The organism is Hoylesella timonensis 4401737 = DSM 22865 = JCM 15640, from assembly GCF_000455445.1.
GTDB classification, from domain to species: Bacteria; Bacteroidota; Bacteroidia; order Bacteroidales; family Bacteroidaceae; genus Prevotella; species Prevotella timonensis.
Genome location: NZ_HG417100.1, coordinates 52144 through 69767, shown reverse-complemented (window position 1 = coordinate 69767; position 17624 = coordinate 52144). Strand labels below are relative to the sequence as shown.

General features: G+C 44.0%; 12 protein-coding genes. 10 read left to right on the top strand and 2 right to left on the bottom strand.

The window, feature by feature from the left end; genetic code table 11:
- Nucleotides 1-1430, bottom strand: a 1430-nt coding sequence (locus tag BN35_RS10965) for an NAD-dependent epimerase/dehydratase family protein (protein ID WP_257009524.1), incomplete at its 3' end; no start/stop codon positions are given.
- 1226 nt (nucleotides 1431-2656) lie between these two features.
- Between BN35_RS10965 and BN35_RS10960 the strand changes: the two genes are divergently transcribed.
- The 8 genes from BN35_RS10960 to BN35_RS10925 all read left to right on the top strand — a co-directional run bounded on the left by BN35_RS10960 (nucleotide 2657) and on the right by BN35_RS10925 (nucleotide 15167).
- The gene (locus tag BN35_RS10960; RefSeq protein ID WP_028901261.1) at nucleotides 2657-4744 is read left to right on the top strand and encodes an outer membrane beta-barrel protein; all 2088 of its coding nucleotides are present in this window, start codon (nucleotides 2657-2659) and stop codon (nucleotides 4742-4744) included.
- A gap of 358 nt (nucleotides 4745-5102) precedes the next feature.
- Complete coding sequence (gene rimP / locus BN35_RS10955) at nucleotides 5103-5570, top strand: ribosome assembly cofactor RimP (RefSeq protein ID WP_025073085.1); 468 nt, start codon at nucleotides 5103-5105, stop codon at nucleotides 5568-5570.
- Nucleotides 5571-5619: 49 nt separating this feature from the next.
- Nucleotides 5620-6885: a transcription termination factor NusA gene (nusA, locus tag BN35_RS10950; RefSeq protein ID WP_008124908.1), complete on the top strand. Its 1266-nt coding sequence runs from the start codon at nucleotides 5620-5622 to the stop codon at nucleotides 6883-6885.
- A 116-nt stretch (nucleotides 6886-7001) separates the two neighbouring features.
- A complete protein-coding gene (gene infB, locus BN35_RS10945; protein WP_028901260.1) occupies nucleotides 7002-9938 on the top strand; it encodes a translation initiation factor IF-2 in 2937 nt (978 codons plus the stop codon).
- Nucleotides 9939-10129: 191 nt separating this feature from the next.
- Complete coding sequence (sufB, locus tag BN35_RS10940; protein WP_044071504.1) at nucleotides 10130-11581, top strand: Fe-S cluster assembly protein SufB; 1452 nt, start codon at nucleotides 10130-10132, stop codon at nucleotides 11579-11581.
- A 46-nt stretch (nucleotides 11582-11627) separates the two neighbouring features.
- Nucleotides 11628-12380, top strand: coding sequence for a Fe-S cluster assembly ATPase SufC (gene sufC, locus BN35_RS10935; protein WP_025073083.1), 753 nt, complete (start codon nucleotides 11628-11630; stop codon nucleotides 12378-12380).
- Nucleotides 12377-13720, top strand: a complete 1344-nt coding sequence (sufD, locus tag BN35_RS10930) for a Fe-S cluster assembly protein SufD (protein WP_025073082.1) — start codon at nucleotides 12377-12379, stop codon at nucleotides 13718-13720. The genes sufC and sufD overlap by 4 nt, the downstream gene beginning before the upstream one ends.
- A 232-nt stretch (nucleotides 13721-13952) precedes the next feature.
- On the top strand, nucleotides 13953-15167 hold the full coding sequence (locus BN35_RS10925) for an aminotransferase class V-fold PLP-dependent enzyme (protein ID WP_028901259.1): 1215 nt from the start codon (nucleotides 13953-13955) through the stop codon (nucleotides 15165-15167).
- Between the two features lie 197 nt (nucleotides 15168-15364).
- Here BN35_RS10925 and BN35_RS10920 read toward each other — a convergent pair whose 3' ends face one another.
- Nucleotides 15365-15640, bottom strand: coding sequence for a hypothetical protein (locus BN35_RS10920; protein ID WP_025073267.1), 276 nt, complete (start codon nucleotides 15638-15640; stop codon nucleotides 15365-15367).
- A 139-nt stretch (nucleotides 15641-15779) separates the two neighbouring features.
- On the opposite strand from BN35_RS10920, the gene BN35_RS10915 reads away from it, so the two are divergent.
- Entirely contained in the window at nucleotides 15780-16382 is a 603-nt protein-coding gene (locus tag BN35_RS10915; protein ID WP_025073266.1) for a ribonuclease HII, read from the top strand.
- A gap of 163 nt (nucleotides 16383-16545) precedes the next feature.
- A complete protein-coding gene (locus BN35_RS10910) occupies nucleotides 16546-17457 on the top strand; it encodes a helix-turn-helix transcriptional regulator (RefSeq protein ID WP_025073265.1) in 912 nt (303 codons plus the stop codon).
- Nucleotides 17458-17624: the final 167 nt, after the last annotated feature.

Genomic DNA, 17624 nt, shown 5'->3' with positions numbered 1-17624 from the left:
CTGACCCGCTTCCACACCTGGGCAAAGAAAGGATTTCGTTTCGCTTCTTCGTCGTAATTCCATGGCATAGGGAAGCACTCTGGACACCAGTGTCCACCCAACAGAATAAGTCTTGGCGAAGCTTTGAATCTGTGACCAAAAGCACATTGCCATTCCAGTTTTGTCGTTAAATCGCCTTTAGTCATTTGGGTAGACAGGCATTTCCCTCCTCTATAAGCGGCAGCTTGCTGCATATCTTTAAGGTCCAGTTCTGTCAGTTGTTTTGATTCGTCATATCCATGGTTCAACAAGATGGGCTTGGAAGAAGGATAATACAATTTGAAGTGTTCCCACCCAGCAATTTCATTCCATGCCTGCATACTTCCATAAAAGGCTGTAATACGAGGTTTGATATTCTTTTTCTTCCAATAAAGTGGTCCCAAAGGTTTGTTGGCTGTGGGCTTAAATACGAGGTGTTTTATCAGTTTGGAGGCTACAAAGCGCGCCATTTTCATCTTGAGAGGAGCTTTTTCTGCCATTTCCTGAATAAACTCGTCAATCTTACCACTTCTAAAATGAAGATAAGACTCTAATATATCCGAGTCGGTGTACCACTGACCGTGAAAGTTACGAAGTACAAACCAATCGGGTTCTACGACATCTTTGAGGTTCCCTATCTTTAGGGCTGTGAAAGTAAATTGCATGAATTCCCAGTTGACAGTTCGATATTCGGCACCGCCTCCAATGTTATAAATGCGGCACCAGAAATCTTCTGGTAAATCATGGTTGCAAACGTGGGAGAGTAATATTCCCGAATCTTTTGCGGTTACCCATTCTAAAACACCGTTGAGTGGTTGATGAAACATGATAGGGTCGAGCTTGTTGAGGATGGACGGATATAGGATGCCCGTCTGTCTCAGCGACACCCAATGCTTGAGTCCCGACTCGATGACCTCTCTTTCTGCCATGGCTTTAGACAGTGCATAGATGTCGTAGATGCTAATTTTGATAGGATCACCAACGCGTCCCCAATGGATAGGGTCGTTACGGTCGCCCGTTTGTGCCACTGTACCGATATACACCAAATGCACACGGTCGGGGTTGCTCTGTGCCTTGATGGCTCTGATGATGTTCTTTACCGCACCTACGTTGACCTGCAATGTCTTTTGAGGATAATAATCCGCAATGGGAGATACCATTCCACCCACGTGAAGCACATAGTCGGCATTGTTTACTCCCTGAAGCACATCTTCGTAGCGGGTTAAGTCGCCATAAATAACCTCTATGCCTGATAGTTTTTCGTAAGGCGCAATGGCTTTCCGGTCTTTTTCGGTAGGAAGCACCAACAAGCAAATGTCAAATTCATCACGTCGTTGGAGCAGTTGTTTCAATCCTTCAGACCCCATGTGTCCAGTAGCTCCTGTTAAGAATATCTTCTTCTTTTTCATCATAGATGGTGCGAATTAGTCAATTATTTTTATGTTGCCAGCGGCATGAAAGCAAACCGTTAATCAGTAGAACTTGCTTTCACAAAGGTATAAAAAACTGGGAAGATAGTCTCTATTTTTCACAAAGTTTTTCACCTTTTCGTACGACTCTTTTATAGAAGAAAGATGGCTTCTTGTGAAAAAACAATCTTTGTTCTTTTGATTCGCCAACAAATCTAATGACATTGTTTTCCACGCTCGCTCTTATTTGTTGTTACAACAATTACTCTTTCAATGAAAATTTTTGCCATTTTTGGTAATTACATTCGGCTGCTTTTGTCCTATCATTTTACCAAAAAACGACCATCTAAAATCTTCAAAATAGAAAAAATCAATAGGCAAATGCCCTGCAAAAATGTGCTGATTTGAGCAAAATAAACGTCTTTTTAAGTTAGAACATCAACTTAATGCCCTTGGAAACACTCATTAGAGCTGTTATTCACATGCTTCAACGGTATTAAAGCATGCAAATAGCAGGCTTATCTCAATGCTTTAATCGCCCAAAAGTGGTAAAAATTGGAAAGAAAAGAGACGGCATAAGCATAACATCCTCAATAACAAAGAGTTACAAACCTTGCTCATAATTCGCGTATTTGCGACCAACTTTGCCGTTGGTTGTTTTGACGCGAGTTATGAGAGGCACTTTGTAAAGAAAATTCAGCATTTATTGTCCTTCCATGCAACGTGCCACCGATTTTACACATAGCGTTTTTCGTTGTAAAAAAAATGATTCTTCAAATGACTGAGCCGTGGTAACCATAAGAAATCTCATCATATCTTGTAGATGTCAACGGATTTATGTATGTTTGCAACAGAAATCATAAAAAACGACGTTTATTTTGCTAATTCCAAACAAGCCTGCGACAATGGTACTCTTATATTGCTGTCATCTGTTCATGGGAGAAAGTAAAAAAATACATTGAGGAACGCATTAAGGCTGGTTCTATAAATTAGCTTTGTTAGATTTTGAGCTTATTTTTGAGGTCAAAATGCAAGAGAGTGAAGGAGTGTAGCGAGCTACACGACTGAACGAACTTACATTTTGAACCAAAAAGAAGCCAAAAGATAACAAAACGTATTTCATAAACATTTAATGACTATATGCGGTGGTAATTTATAGAACCAGCCTTAAAAGAGACAGTCGAAATCATATCTCTGTAATAACATCCAACTTCACCTAAAAATAAAATATGAAATATTTAATAACAGTCATATTATTTCTATCAGTTCAAAATTTATCTGCACAGGTAGCCAATGATAACGATTCTATAGATATTAATAAATGGTATAAGAATTTACCAGAAGTTATTGTGAAGGCAGAAAAGCCTATCGTAAAATTAGAACAGGGAAAGATGGTGTACAATATGCACAATCTTTTAGAAAAGTTGCCTGCTGACAACGCTTATGAGGCTCTTACACGCATTCCCGGTGTCAGCGATGCCACTGGTAGTATCTCCCTCTTGGGCAATGAGGTGACGTTGATTATCAATGGACAAGCCACTACGTTGACGCAAGAACAGCTGGCAGACAGACTGAAAGCGATGCCTGCCGCACAGTTGGCAAAGGCCGAGGTGATGTTGTCTGCCCCAGCTCGCTATCATGTTCGTGGCATGGCTATCAACATTGTTACGAAAGATAATGCTGGCACCAATCGGTTGTCGGGACAGGTGGTTGGTGGATTGCAGCAAAGCAAATATTCAACTGGCTTTGGTAATCTTGCCCTTTCCATGCAAAGAGGCAAGTTTGGACTGGATGCAAACTATCAATTCGTTGACGGCAATTCATACCGTGAGGCTTCGCACATAGCCAATCATCCCTTGGGCAACAAGCGTATAAACTATTATGACGAAATTGGACAGAAGTCGTTTGGCATCACACACGACTACCGATTGGGTATGAATTATGCGTTCAGCAAGAATCATCGTCTCGACATTGCCTATACCGGAAATTGGAAAAATGCCAGTTCCAACAACCAAACGACAGGTTTGAGTGTAAGCAGAACGCACCATGACAGTCATGTGTATCTGCATAATGTGGATGTCAACTATTCACTTCCTTTCGGACTTACCCTTAGCGGATCGTACACCTACTATCGCACGCCGCAGCAACAAGTCCTTGAAGGCATGATGCAGGTGGATGGAAATACGACAGAAACAGAGCGCAACCTGACAAGTGGCAGTGAGCAGACCATCAACAAATGGATGTTTACGGCGGACCAAACCCTTTCATTGTCACATGGATGGGGATTGTCGTATGGCGTGCAAGGACAGTTTGCGAGCAACAAGAGCTATCAGAACACCCTCGATAAGAAGGGAAACATCTTGCCCGATGCGACCAGTAGTGTTGACATCAATGAGCGGATATGGAACATGTATGCAGGTTTCAGCAAGCAGGTCAACAAGGCAATCAGTCTTGAAGCATCCGTTGCTGCCGAGCAATACCACTCCCCGATGTGGAATAAATGGCGTATCTATCCTACCCTCAATGCTTTGTGGGGCATCAACGACAACCATTTGCTCAACCTTTCCTTCAATTCCAATTCAGTGTTTCCGAGCTATTGGTCAACCATGAGCAATGTGTTTTACTCATCCACCTACACAGAGGTACATGGCAATCCCGATTTGAAACCATACTCCTATTATAATGTCAACCTGATGTGGCAGATCAAGAGACGTTATACGCTGATGGCTTTCGCAAGTCTGAAGCCAGATTATTCCGTGCAGTTGCCTTATCAGACAGCAGACCGAGTGGCTGTCATCATGAAAGAAACCAACTTCGATTATTCAAATAACTTCGGACTACAGGCATCAGCCATCTTCAGTGCGGGCAAATGGCTCAACGGAAACGTGTTTGCCGTAGGAACATACAAGCACGACAAGAGCAGTCATTTCTTTGACTTGCCATTCGACCGCAAGAACCTGTCTGTTAGATTTGGCGGTACCGCATCGGTAAAACTTTGCGAAGCACAGGACTTGCGTCTTATTCTGAATCCTTTCTTTCAGTCAAAGGCAATACAAGGAGTTTACGACATCAGTCCCATCTTCCGAATGAATGCCAAACTGCAATGGTCGTCGCATGATGGAAAATGGGGGCTGCGCCTCAATGGCAACAACATCTTCAACAATTTCTTCGACACCCGTTCCGTGCAAGGAAACCAAGACTATCGTATGAAGATCAATTTCAATTGGTCCACGGTTACCTTTACTCTTGTCTATAAGTTCGGTGGCTACAAGGAGAAAAAAGTAAAGGAAGTTGATACCTCACGAATGGGACACTAATCGAGGTGTAACCTTTGTACATATCAATGTCGGAATAAAATCGCATCAACCTTGTTGGTGTGAGATGCCATCTGCCCTTGAATGTTGACAAGCAAGTTAGAACAAACAATAAAAAAAGGAGAGATAAGCTCCTTAACTCATTGAGATAGAAAAATACAGAAAATGTATCAGCTTAGAATTGAATAATTGGTATTTTATTTGGGTGTTTCATCAGAAATACGTACCTTTGCACTGTTCAGTGGAATGAGGGGCTTCATCGAAAGCTCCTCATTTTATTTTGGATGTAGGGCGTAGCTCCTTTATCAAAAGGAGTTTGCCGTTGTAAGGACAACGAATATATCGTTCTAATTAAATATATATGATTGATAAAAGTGTCGTAAAAGCGGTGGTTGAAGAGTGGCTTCAGGATAAAGAGTATTTCTTAGTTGATATTGAGGTGAGCCCCGATGACAAAATAGTTGTCGAAATCGACCATGTTGACGGCGTATGGATTGAAGATTGCGTAGAACTGAGCCGATATATAGAAAGTAGGCTGAGTCGTGACGAAGAAGATTACGAGCTGGAAGTGGGTTCGGCTGGATTAGGTCAACCCTTTAAGGTGCCCCAGCAGTATATCAATTTTATAGGTAAGGAAGTAGAGGTACTGGATCGTGATGGGAAAAAAGTACAAGGCACATTGAAGTCTGTGAATGGAAATGACTTTGTTGTGGCGGTAGATGAAAAAGTAAAAATAGAGGGAAAGAAACGCCCTGAAATACAATCCGTCGACCATGCGTTCCAAATGGACCAAGTGAAATATACCAAGTATTTGATTAGTTTCAAATAACTGAACCTATTGTAACAACTTGAATTATAAATTATAACAATATACCGCTATGGCAGCAAGAAAAAGTGAAGAAGAAACCATCAGTATGATTGACACTTTTCGTGAGTTTAAGGACACGAAAAATATCGACCGTGCTACTTTGGTTAGCGTATTGGAGGAGAGCTTTCGCAACGTTTTGGCCAAGATTTATGGGAGCGATGAGAATTTTGATGTGATTGTCAATCCCGATAAAGGTGATTTTGAGATATATCGTAACCGCATTGTCGTTGCAGACGGCGAAGTGGAAGATGAAAACAAAGAGATTGCCTTGAAGGAGGCGTTGGAAATAGAACCTGATTATGAAATTGGGGAGGAAGTGTCAGAACCCATTAACTTTTCAAAATTCGGTCGCCGTGCCATTCTTAATCTTCGACAGACGCTGGCGTCGAAGGTGTTGGAGCTGGAACACGATGCGCTGTACAATAAGTACAAAGACCGGGTGGGGCAGATTATCTCTGGCGAGGTTTATCAGATATGGAAACGCGAAGTACTGTTGATAGACGATGAGAATAATGAGTTGATTCTCCCAAAATCAGAGCAGATACCCTCCGATCAATATCGCAAAGGCGAGACGATTCGTGCGGTTATCTTGCGGGTAGACAATGAGAATAACAACCCAAAGATTATCCTCTCTCGTACCAGTCCTGTTTTCTTGGAACGACTGTTAGAGGCAGAGGTGCCTGAGATAAACGACGGTTTGATTTCTATTAAGCGAATAGCTCGTATGCCTGGTGAACGTGCAAAGATAGCCGTTGAAAGCTATGATGAACGAATAGACCCAGTAGGTGCTTGCGTTGGTGTGAAGGGAAGCCGTGTACATGGTATCGTGCGTGAGCTGTGCAATGAGAATATCGATGTTGTTAATTACACATCGAATATCAAGTTGTTGGTACAGCGTGCCCTCAGTCCTGCACATATCAGTAGCATCAATATTGATGAAGAAAACCATAAGGCAGAGGTTTATTTGAAACCAGAAGAAGTAAGTTTGGCGATCGGCCGTGGCGGTCTGAACATCAAGTTGGCTTCTATGCTGACCGAATATACCATTGACGTGTTCAGAGAGGTTTCGGATGCCGATGCAGACGAGGATATCTACTTGGATGAGTTCGACGATGAAATTGATCAGTGGGTCATCGATGCCATTAAGAGCATCGGCTTAGACACTGCGAAGCAAGTGCTGAATGCACCTCGCGAGATGTTGATAGAAAAAGCCGATCTCGAAGAAGAGACCGTTGACAATCTGATAAAAGTATTAAAAGCAGAATTTGAGCAGTAGCATTCTATTCCAAAATCAACCCTTGGCGGCAATGCACTCGTAGAGGCTGCGTCCCAATTGTATTGTGAGAATAAGCGTGTGAACATCAATAAGAAATAAGAGTTAAATAAATATCAATGAGCATCAGATTAAACAAAGCATTACGTGAATTGAACATAGGACTTCAAACGGCAGTTGAATTCCTTGAAAAGAAAAGTGAGCTGGGAGAAGTGAAACCCGAGTTGAGCTTCAAACTGAACGACGACCAATACGGTGCGCTCGTGGAAGCTTTTAAGCAAGACGCAGAAGTGCGCAACCAAGCTGAAAAGATTTTTCAGAAAAAACCTAAGGAGAAGAAGCGTCCTTCTACTCCTAAAGAAGCCTCTTCCGCTCCTAAAGATAACCGTGCAGAGGAGTTACTCAAAACTTCTTCGCGGCAACAATACAATCCAATTGGCAAGATTGATTTGGATTCGATAGGGAAGACCTCCGCAGCCAAAGAACCTGTTGCTCAAGATACAACGCCTCAGGCGTCACAAGCCGCTCAAGAGCCTGCTCCAAAACCAGCTGCTGCCGTCAGCTCGGAGCCTGAAAAGAAAGAAACTGTGAAGCCAGTAGAAGCAAAGGTAGCACAGCCAACACCTGCACCTGAAGCTCCTGTACAGTCTGAAACACCTCAAAAGGAAGAAAAACCTGCACCAAAGGAAGCAAAACCTGCATCAAAGAAAGAAAAGGTGAAGGTTGAAAAACCTGTTGAGAAGCAAGTTCAACCCAAAGAAGAGGAAGCACCTCAAAAAGAAACAGAGGTGGACGACGATGCTAAGAATGATGGCGATGAGCTTTTTCAGACCAAAAGTGAGCTGAAAATGCAGAATGCACCAAAGGTGAATGTGCTGGGTAAGATTGATTTGAGTGCAATCAATCAGAGCACACGACCCAAGAAAAAGACCAAAGAAGAACGACGTAAAGAGCGTGAGGAAAAGCGCGGTGGACGTAAGAAACGCGTGCGCATTAACCAAGAACGTGTAGACATCAATGCCGCCTCTAAGCAAATTGGAGGCAACGCAGGTAATAATCGTCCGAGCAGTCAAGAGGGCGGTCGTAATGCCAACAAAAAGAATAATCGCAAGACTCGCAACAAAAACTACAATCAGAAACCTTTAGAGGTTAATGAGGAGGAAGTAGCACGCCAGGTAAAAGAAACCTTGGCTCGCTTGACCAGTAAGGGCAATCAGACCAAGAAGGGTGCACGTTATCGTAAGGAAAAGCGTGATGCCATACAAGAGCGCATGAGTGCGGAGGAAAGAGCAGAGCGTAAAGAGAGCAAAATACTGAAGCTTACCGAGTTTGTTACCGTAAGCGAATTGGCGTCCATGATGGATGTGGATGTGAACAAGCTCATTGGAACCCTGATGAGTGTAGGACTGATGGTGTCTATCAACCAGCGTTTGGACGCAGAAACCATTAACTTGGTAGCAGACGAATTTGGCTTCAAGACCGAATATGTGAGTGCTGAAGTGCAAGAAGCTGTGGCAGAAGAGATGGATGATGAAAACGATTTGGTGTCGCGAGCACCGATTGTCACCGTCATGGGACACGTAGACCATGGTAAGACATCACTTCTGGACCATATCCGCAACACCAATGTGATTGCTGGTGAGGCGGGAGGAATTACCCAGCATATTGGTGCTTATAACGTAAAATTAGAGAATGGACGTAATATCACCTTCTTAGATACGCCTGGTCACGAAGCCTTTACTGCCATGCGTGCCCGTGGTACGCAGGTAACCGATATTGCCATTATCATTATTGCAGCCGACGACAGTGTGATGCCGACAACCAAAGAGGCGATAGCGCATGCACAGGCTGCCAATGTTCCAATGGTATTTGCCATCAACAAAATTGATAAACCCGGTGCAAATCCTGATAAGATTCGTGAAGACTTGGCACAAATGAACCTCTTGGTAGAAGAATGGGGTGGAAAATATCAATGTCAAGAAATTAGTGCGAAGAAAGGTATTGGAGTCAATGAATTGCTGGAGAAGGTACTCTTAGAGGCAGATATGCTTGATTTGAAAGCCAATCCCAACCGACGAGCAACAGGTAGTATCATCGAGTCGAGCTTGGACAAGGGACGTGGATATGTGTCTACCGTATTGGTAAGTAATGGTACCTTACGTGTTGGTGACGATATCATTGCAGGAACCAGCTGGGGACGTATCAAGGCAATGTTTAATGTGCGTAATCAGCGCATTGAAGAGGCAAAGCCAGCAGAGCCAGCAATCATCTTAGGATTGAATGGTGCGCCAACAGCAGGTGATCAGTTCCATGTGTTAGAAACCGAACAAGAGGTTCGAGACATTGCCAACAAGCGTATGCAGTTGCAGCGTGAACAAGGCTTGCGCACACAGAAACGCTTGACCTTGAGTGATGTCTCCCATCGTATCGCATTGGGTTCATTTAAGGAACTGAATATTATCGTCAAAGGTGATACCGACGGAAGTATCGAGGCGTTGAGCGATTCCTTTATCAAGATGTCGACAGAAAAGATTAATGTCAATGTCATCTTTAAGTCCGTAGGGCAGATTAGTGAAAACGATGTCACCTTAGCCGATGCATCCGATGCTATTATTGTTGGTTTCCAAGTGCGTCCTTCCGCTGCAGCTCGTAAGTTAGCAGAGCAGAATGGAGTAGAAATTAACACCTATTCGGTTATCTACAATGCCATTGATGATGTCAAGGCAGCCATGGAGGGTATGCTGGACAAGGTCAAGAAGGAAGTAGTGACCGGACAGGTAGAAGTGAAGCAAGTGTACAAAATTTCCAAGGTGGGTACCGTTGCTGGAGCCCTCGTCACCGAAGGAAAGGTACACCGTTCAGACAAAGCGCGTGTGGTACGCGATGGTATTGTAGTTCATACCGCACCTATCAATGCTTTGAAACGCTTTAAGGATGATGTGAAAGAGGTGGCTACTGGATTCGAATGTGGTATCAGCTTAGTGAACTTCAACGACATTCTTGAAGGCGACATCATCGAAACCTTCACAGAGGTAGAGGTGAAGCAAACATTATAAAGAGGTATATTCCTTAACTTCGTAGACTCGTCTCTGCGAAGTGGCCTGCCCATTGTGTTGCATCAATGATATAACACATTGTCAGGAGGGATATGAAGAGATAATAGAAACGGTCACAGTGGTGTGACCCAATATATACAAAATGATGCAGGGGGATCCATGACACACAGGGATACCCCTGTCTTGACATTATGGAAGAAGTAAATAATCGTAACAACGAGTATGTGAGACAAGTTGCCGAACAAAAATATGAGTTCGGGTTTACAACTGATGTACATACTGAAATTATAGAAAAAGGACTCAACGAAGATGTGATTCGGTTGATTTCAAGCAAGAAAGGAGAACCCGATTGGCTGCTCGACTTCCGCTTGAAAGCTTACCGCTATTGGTTGACGATGAAGCAACCCTCGTGGTGGCATGTCACTTTACCAGAGATAGACTATCAAGGAATCTCTTATTATGCAGACCCAATGGCGAAGAAACCGCAGAACAAAGAGATTGATCCGGAATTGGAGAAGACCTTTGATAAGTTGGGAATCCCTTTGGAAGAACGCTTGATACTTAGTGGCACAGCAGTAGATGCCATTATGGATTCGGTGTCGGTGAAAACAACCTTCAAGGAAAAGCTGCGCGAGAAAGGCATCATCTTTTGCTCGATGGGTGAAGCGGTCAAAGAGCATCCCGACTTGGTGAAGCAATACATAGGTAGCGTAGTGCCTTATCGTGACAATTTCTTTGCGGCATTGAATAGTGCTGTTTTTAGTGACGGTTCGTTTGTGTATATCCCTAAAGGCGTGCGATGTCCGATGGAACTCAGCTCGTATTTCCGCATCAATGCTCGTAATACAGGACAGTTTGAGCGTACACTCATTGTCGCCGAAGACGATGCTTATGTGAGTTATCTTGAAGGATGCACGGCACCAATGCGTGATGAGAATCAACTTCATGCCGCCATTGTGGAGATTATTGTAATGAATAATGCCGAAGTGAAATATTCCACGGTACAAAATTGGTATCCTGGCGACAAGCATGGGCAAGGCGGTGTACTCAATTTAGTGACGAAAAGAGGTGAATGCCGAGGCGTCAACTCCAAATTGTCTTGGACACAGGTGGAGACGGGAAGTGCTATCACATGGAAATATCCTTCGTGTATCCTCAGAGGCGACGGGTCGCAGGCGGAGTTCTATTCGGTGGCAGTGACCAATAACTACCAAGAGGCTGACACGGGAACGAAAATGATTCACATGGGTAAAAACACCAAGAGTACGATTATTTCAAAAGGTATCAGTGCAGGTCATAGTCAGAACTCCTACCGAGGACTGGTGCGAGCCACCGCCAATGCAGACAATGCTCGCAACTATAGCTCTTGCGACAGTCTACTGTTAGGGAGTCAGTGTGGTGCGCATACCTTCCCATATATGGATATTCACAACGACAGTGCCATTGTAGAACACGAGGCAACGACCAGCAAGATTAGTGAAGACCAACTTTTTTATTGTAACCAGCGAGGCATACCGACCGAACAAGCTGTAGGTCTGATTGTCAACGGTTACGCTAAGCAAGTGTTAAACAAACTGCCCATGGAATTTGCGGTAGAGGCGCAGAAACTATTATCTGTATCTCTGGAAGGAACAGTGGGATAGGGAGTTTTACACGTATAAATATTTATTTTATTCAATCCAATTGAAGATGTTAGAGGTAAAGAATTTACATGCCGAAGTTGACGGCAAAAAGATATTAAACGGTATTGACCTGTGTGTAAAGACGGGTGAGACACATGCTATCATGGGACCCAATGGTTCGGGAAAGAGTACGTTAAGTGCAGTGTTAGTAGGAAATCCCTTGTTCAAGGTGACAGAGGGTAGTGTAACTTTCAATGGGAAGGATTTATTAGCAATGGCACCAGAGGATAGGGCGCATGAGGGGTTGTTCCTTTCGTTTCAATATCCTGTGGAGATTCCCGGAGTGTCTATGACCAACTTTATGCGAGCAGCTATCAACGAGAAGCGGAAATATCAGGGACTGGAACCCATGAGTGCAGGCGATTTTATCAAGCTGATGAAAGAGCGTCGCAAGATAGTGGAGTTGGATAGCAAACTATCAAACCGTAGCGTGAATGAAGGCTTCAGTGGAGGAGAGAAGAAACGCAACGAGATATTCCAAATGGCGATGTTGCAGCCTACTTTGTCCATTCTTGACGAAACCGATTCGGGGTTGGATGTGGATGCGCTACGCATTGTTGCCGAGGGAGTGAACAAACTGAAAACGCCAGAAACAAGTACTATTGTCATTACGCATTATGACCGTTTGCTCGATTTAATTAAGCCAGAGGTTATCCACATCTTATACAAAGGTCGTATTGTTAAAACAGGTGGACCTGAATTAGCGAAAGAAATCGAGGCTCGTGGCTACGATTGGATCAAGGCGGAGGTGGAAGAATGAAAAGCGAAAAACAATATATCGACTTGTTTACAGATGCGCATGCGATGATTTGCGAACATAGTTCGCCGGTCATGAATCATGTAAGAGAGCAAGCTTTCAAAGACTTTAAGCAGCAAGGCTTCCCCTCACGCAAGATAGAACGTTACCGATATACAGATATCAACGCACTGTTTGAACCGAATTACGGCTTGAACTTGAATCGGTTGGAAATACCAGTCGACCCATATGCGGCTTTCAAATGTGATGTCCCCAATTTGAGTACATCGCTTTACTTCGTGGTGAACGATGCTTTCTACACCAAAGCCCTGCCCAAAGTAGGTTTGCCCGAAGGCGTCAAGGTGCTTTCGCTTCGTGAGGCGTCTTTGGAGATGCCTGACTTGGTGGCAAAATATTATGGACAGATTGCCAAGACCCATGAGGATGCACTCACAGCCTTAAATGCCATGTTGGCTCAAGATGGATTGTTTATTTATGTCTCCAAAGGAGTCCAAATGGATAGGGCGGTTCAGGTGATTAACCTCCTCCGCTCGGATGTCGACTTGATGGTGAATCGACGGGTGTTGATTGTCATGGAAGAGGGAGCACAAGCCAAATTCCTTTTCTGTGATCATACGATTGACGACCATCGCTTCTTGGCAACACAGGTCATTGAGGCCTATGTGGGTGAAAATGCGTCCCTCGACTTGTACTGTATGGAAGAAACGCACGAAAGAAACACAAGGATAAGCAACGTTTATGTGGAGCAGCAAGCCAATAGCCGATTCAATCACAACGTGCTGACCCTGCACAATGGAATTACGCGCAATCAGTTGCAGCTTGTCTTTCGTGGCGAGGGAGCTGAATGTGTGTGCAATGGTTGTGTGATTGCAGATAAGCAGCAACATATTGATAACAATACGTTTATCGACCATGCCGTTCCGCATTGCGTGAGCCGTGAGCTTTACAAGTATGTGCTGGACGATGAGGCAACAGGAGCCTTTGCAGGACGTGTCTTGGTAGAGAAGGATGCGCAAAAGACAAACTCAGAGATGCGCAATCAAAATCTTTGTACCACCAAGCAGGCACGGATGTATTCGCAACCCGAATTGGAGATTTATGCCGATGATGTGAAGTGCGGACACGGGTCAACAGTTGGACAGCTCAACGATGAAGCGATGTTCTATATGCAACAACGTGGCATCAGTCAAAAAGAAGCAAAGCTCTTGTTGGAGTTTGCTTTCATCAATGAAGTGGTGGATAACATTCAGTTGGCACCTTTGAAAGACCGTCTCCATTATTTAGTAGAAAAGCGTTTCAGGGGTGAGCTTAATAAATGTGCAGGGTGTAGGAATTGTCAGTAACGCTTTGTTATGGCTGATTCTATAAATTACCACCGCACATAGTCATCAAATGTTTATGAAATACGTTTTGTTATCTTTTGGCTTCTTTTTTGGTTCAAAATGTAAGTTCGTTCAGTCGTGTAGCTCGCTACACTCCTTCACTCTCTTGCATTTTGACCTCAAAAATAAGCTCAAAATCTAACAAAGCTAATTTATAGAACCAGCCTTGTATCAATGATTTGTATCTGTAATTATGTATGATATAATTTCCATTCGAAAAGACTTCCCTATCTTATCACGAAAAGTGTATGGGCAGCCATTGGTCTACTTGGATAATGCAGCGACAACGCAGAAACCGCTTTGTGTCTTGGATGCCATGAGAGACGAATATCTCAACGTCAATGCCAATGTGCATCGAGGTGTACATTGGTTGTCGCAACAGGCTACCGAACTACACGAGCAAGCTCGTCAAACCGTGCAGCAGTTTATTCACGCTAAGTCGCCTGCCGAAATTGTCTTCACACGGGGGACTACAGAGGGACTCAACCTCATCGCTTCTACGTTTGCAGAGACTTTTATGCAGGCAGGTGATGAGGTGATTTTGTCAGTCATGGAACACCATTCCAATATCGTGCCTTGGCAACTGCAAGCCAAGAAGCGTGGCATTGTACTCAAAGTGATTCCTATGACGGATGAGGGCGAACTCATCATGGATGCGTACGAGGAGCTTTTCACAGAGAAAACAAAGTTTGTCAGTATCACCCATGTCAGCAATGTATTGGGAACAATCAACCCTGTTCAGCAAATGATTGCCATTGCACATGCGCATGGGGTGCCTGTCATGGTGGATGGAGCGCAAAGCACACCTCACTTTGCCGTGGATATGCAACTTTTGGATTGCGACTTCTTCGTGTTCAGCGGCCATAAAGCTTACGGACCCACTGGAGTTGGGGTGCTGTATGGTAAGGAAGAATGGCTCGACCGTTTGCCACCCTATCAGGGAGGAGGCGAGATGATTAGTCATGTCTCTTTTGACAAAGTGACGTTCGAACGTCCTCCACTCAAGTTCGAGGCTGGAACGCCCGATTACATCGCTACTCACGGACTGGCAGTGGCACTCGACTATTTGTCTCGTTTAGGCATGGAGAACATTGCGCAACACGAACAAGAACTCACTGCCTATGCCACCCACCAATTGCAGCAAATTGACCAGCTGGGGATTTATGGCACTTCTTCTGCCAAAGATGCCGTCATTAGTTTTCACGTCGGAGACATTCATCCCATGGACATCGGCACCTTGCTCGACCGTCTTGGCATCGCTGTTCGTACGGGACATCATTGCGCCCAACCACTCATGGAGCGATTGGGTATTTTGGGTACGGTGCGTGCTTCGTTTGGTTTGTATACCACCAAAGAAGAAATCGACGTCTTGGTGGCAGGTATCGAGCGTGTGAGCAAAATGTTCTAATTAGGCTGGTTCTATAAATTAGCTTTGTTAGATTTTGAGCTTATTTTTGAGGTCAAAATGCAAGAGAGTGAAGGAGTGTAGCGAGCTACACGACTGAACGAACTTACATTTTGAACCAAAAAGAAGCCAAAAGATAACAAAACGTATTTCATAAACATTTGATGACTATGTGCGGTGGTAATTTATAGAACCAGCCATTACAAAAACTGCTTGCACTTCAGCACCGCATGGAGCAGCCACAAGCAACAGAGAAGTCGAGTGGAAAATGGCGCCTCTACAGGAAACACGGTCATCACAAATGCCAATTGGGCATTCAGTAACCACCCCGTCTCTTGTAAGCTAAGCTTGCGCTCTGTCACTTGCTCGTAGTATTGGCGAAGCCACACTAAAGGTGAGAGCAGCTGACGTAGAATTTTCTTGGCAAACTCGTTCTGGTTCGTTTTCTCTGCTTGAATCATGATATTCTTTTCCATTGTTCTATATATATAAAGGTTGATGTTCTTGATGACTGCAAAAATACGGAGAGATATGGAACCAGTTTTTCCACCATATATCGTTTTAGTTAATTGATGTTGTAGATTAACATAATTTGACAAATAAACAATGAAGCACGTGTTGAAATCTCATTATTATCCAAATCTTATCGAGGCGGGTTGCGATGAAGCTGGGCGTGGATGCTTAGCAGGAAGTGTCTTTGCCGCTGCTGTTATCTTGCCTTCCGATTACGACAATCATGTGCTGAACGATTCTAAACAGCTCACTCGGAAGAAGCGCAACGAACTGCGTGAAGTCATCATGCAAGCGGCTGTGGCGTGGGCAGTGGGTGAGGTTTCACCCCAAGAAATTGACGAAATCAATATTCTGCGTGCCAGTTTCTTGGCGATGCACCGTGCCTTGGATCAGTTAAAGGTTCGACCGCAAGCCATTATTGTCGACGGCAACAGGTTCACACCCTATCACGACATGCCTTATACGACGATTGTCAAGGGCGATGCGAAATATCAAAGCATTGCGGCAGCCAGCATTTTGGCAAAAACATTTCGCGACGACTATATGGATCGATTGGCAGAAGAATATCCTCAATATCATTGGGAGTCGAACATGGGTTATCCCACCCGTGAGCACCGAGCCGCCATTCAGCAATATGGAGTTACTCCCTATCATCGGCGTTCGTACAATCTTTTGGGTAACACCGAACTGTCATTGGATTTCTGATGCTTGAGTGTTCTTTTGATGTGGATAGAAAGAAACCAGCACGGATGTCCTCATTAACGTATCAACTCACAACCTTAAGAACTTAAGAACTTAAAAACCCACCAACTTAAAAACTTAAAACTCAAAAACTTACTAACTCACAAACTTATCAACTACTTCTCTCATGCGATTGGATAAATTTGGAAACGAACTCGATTTACTGCTGTTGCTCACCGATAACAATAATTATACAGCACAGCAGTTGGCGGATCAGCTGCATGTCTCTCGACGCAATTTGTATTATTATTTGGAATATTTCCGTAGGAGCGGTTTTCAAGTAGTGAAGACAGGCGCTTATTATCGCATCGATCCCTCCAGTCGGTTTTTCAAACGGCTGCACTCCAATATCGCACTAACCGTAGATGAAGCCCGCTATCTGCGCCGCTTGTTAGAAAACAGTCATCAAAAGGATATGATGACCACCCTGCTCAAGACCAAACTTGATCGCTATTATGGGTTGGAAGGGTCGTTCTCTCCCACCGCCCTGAAGCGCATCCACCAACACATCCGGGCGTTGAAAGAGGCAATTGCCAGTAAGAATGTTGTGGTGCTGAAAGGTTATTCTTCTCCGCACAGTCGTACCGTCTCCGACCGCATGGTAGAGCCTTTCTTGCTGATGAACGACGATATGGATGTGCGTTGTTATGAAATCCAGTCGGGAGTCTGCAAAACCTTCAAGTTGTCCCGTGTACAGCGCATAGATACGATGGATGTGTTTTGGATGAACGAAGACAAGCACCGCGAAGTCTTCACCGATATTTTTATGTTCAGTGGCGACCAGAAACTACCCATCAAGTTGCGGCTCGGACAGTTAGCATACAATATATTGATAGAAGAATATCCTATGGCTCAACCTCATGTGGCACCCGATAAGGACGGCAAACACTGGATTTTCAAAGCCGACATGGTGAGTTATTTGGGCATTGGCAGATTTGTGTTAGGACTTTTTCATGACATTGAGATTTTGCACGATGCAAAGTTCAAGCAATATATTGCGCAGTGTATCGAGCAAATGCAAGAAAAGATGAAATCATGATTTTATTGAAATTCGTAATAGCAACATCTTCAATAAGTTACACGTTTCATCAAAGTACTCCCGCTGAAGCATGGAGATAAGGTGCTTATTACATTACTATAAGGCTGTTATCTCCATGGAGTAAGGGCGTTATTACATTGTTATAAGAACACCACCTGAAAGTACCT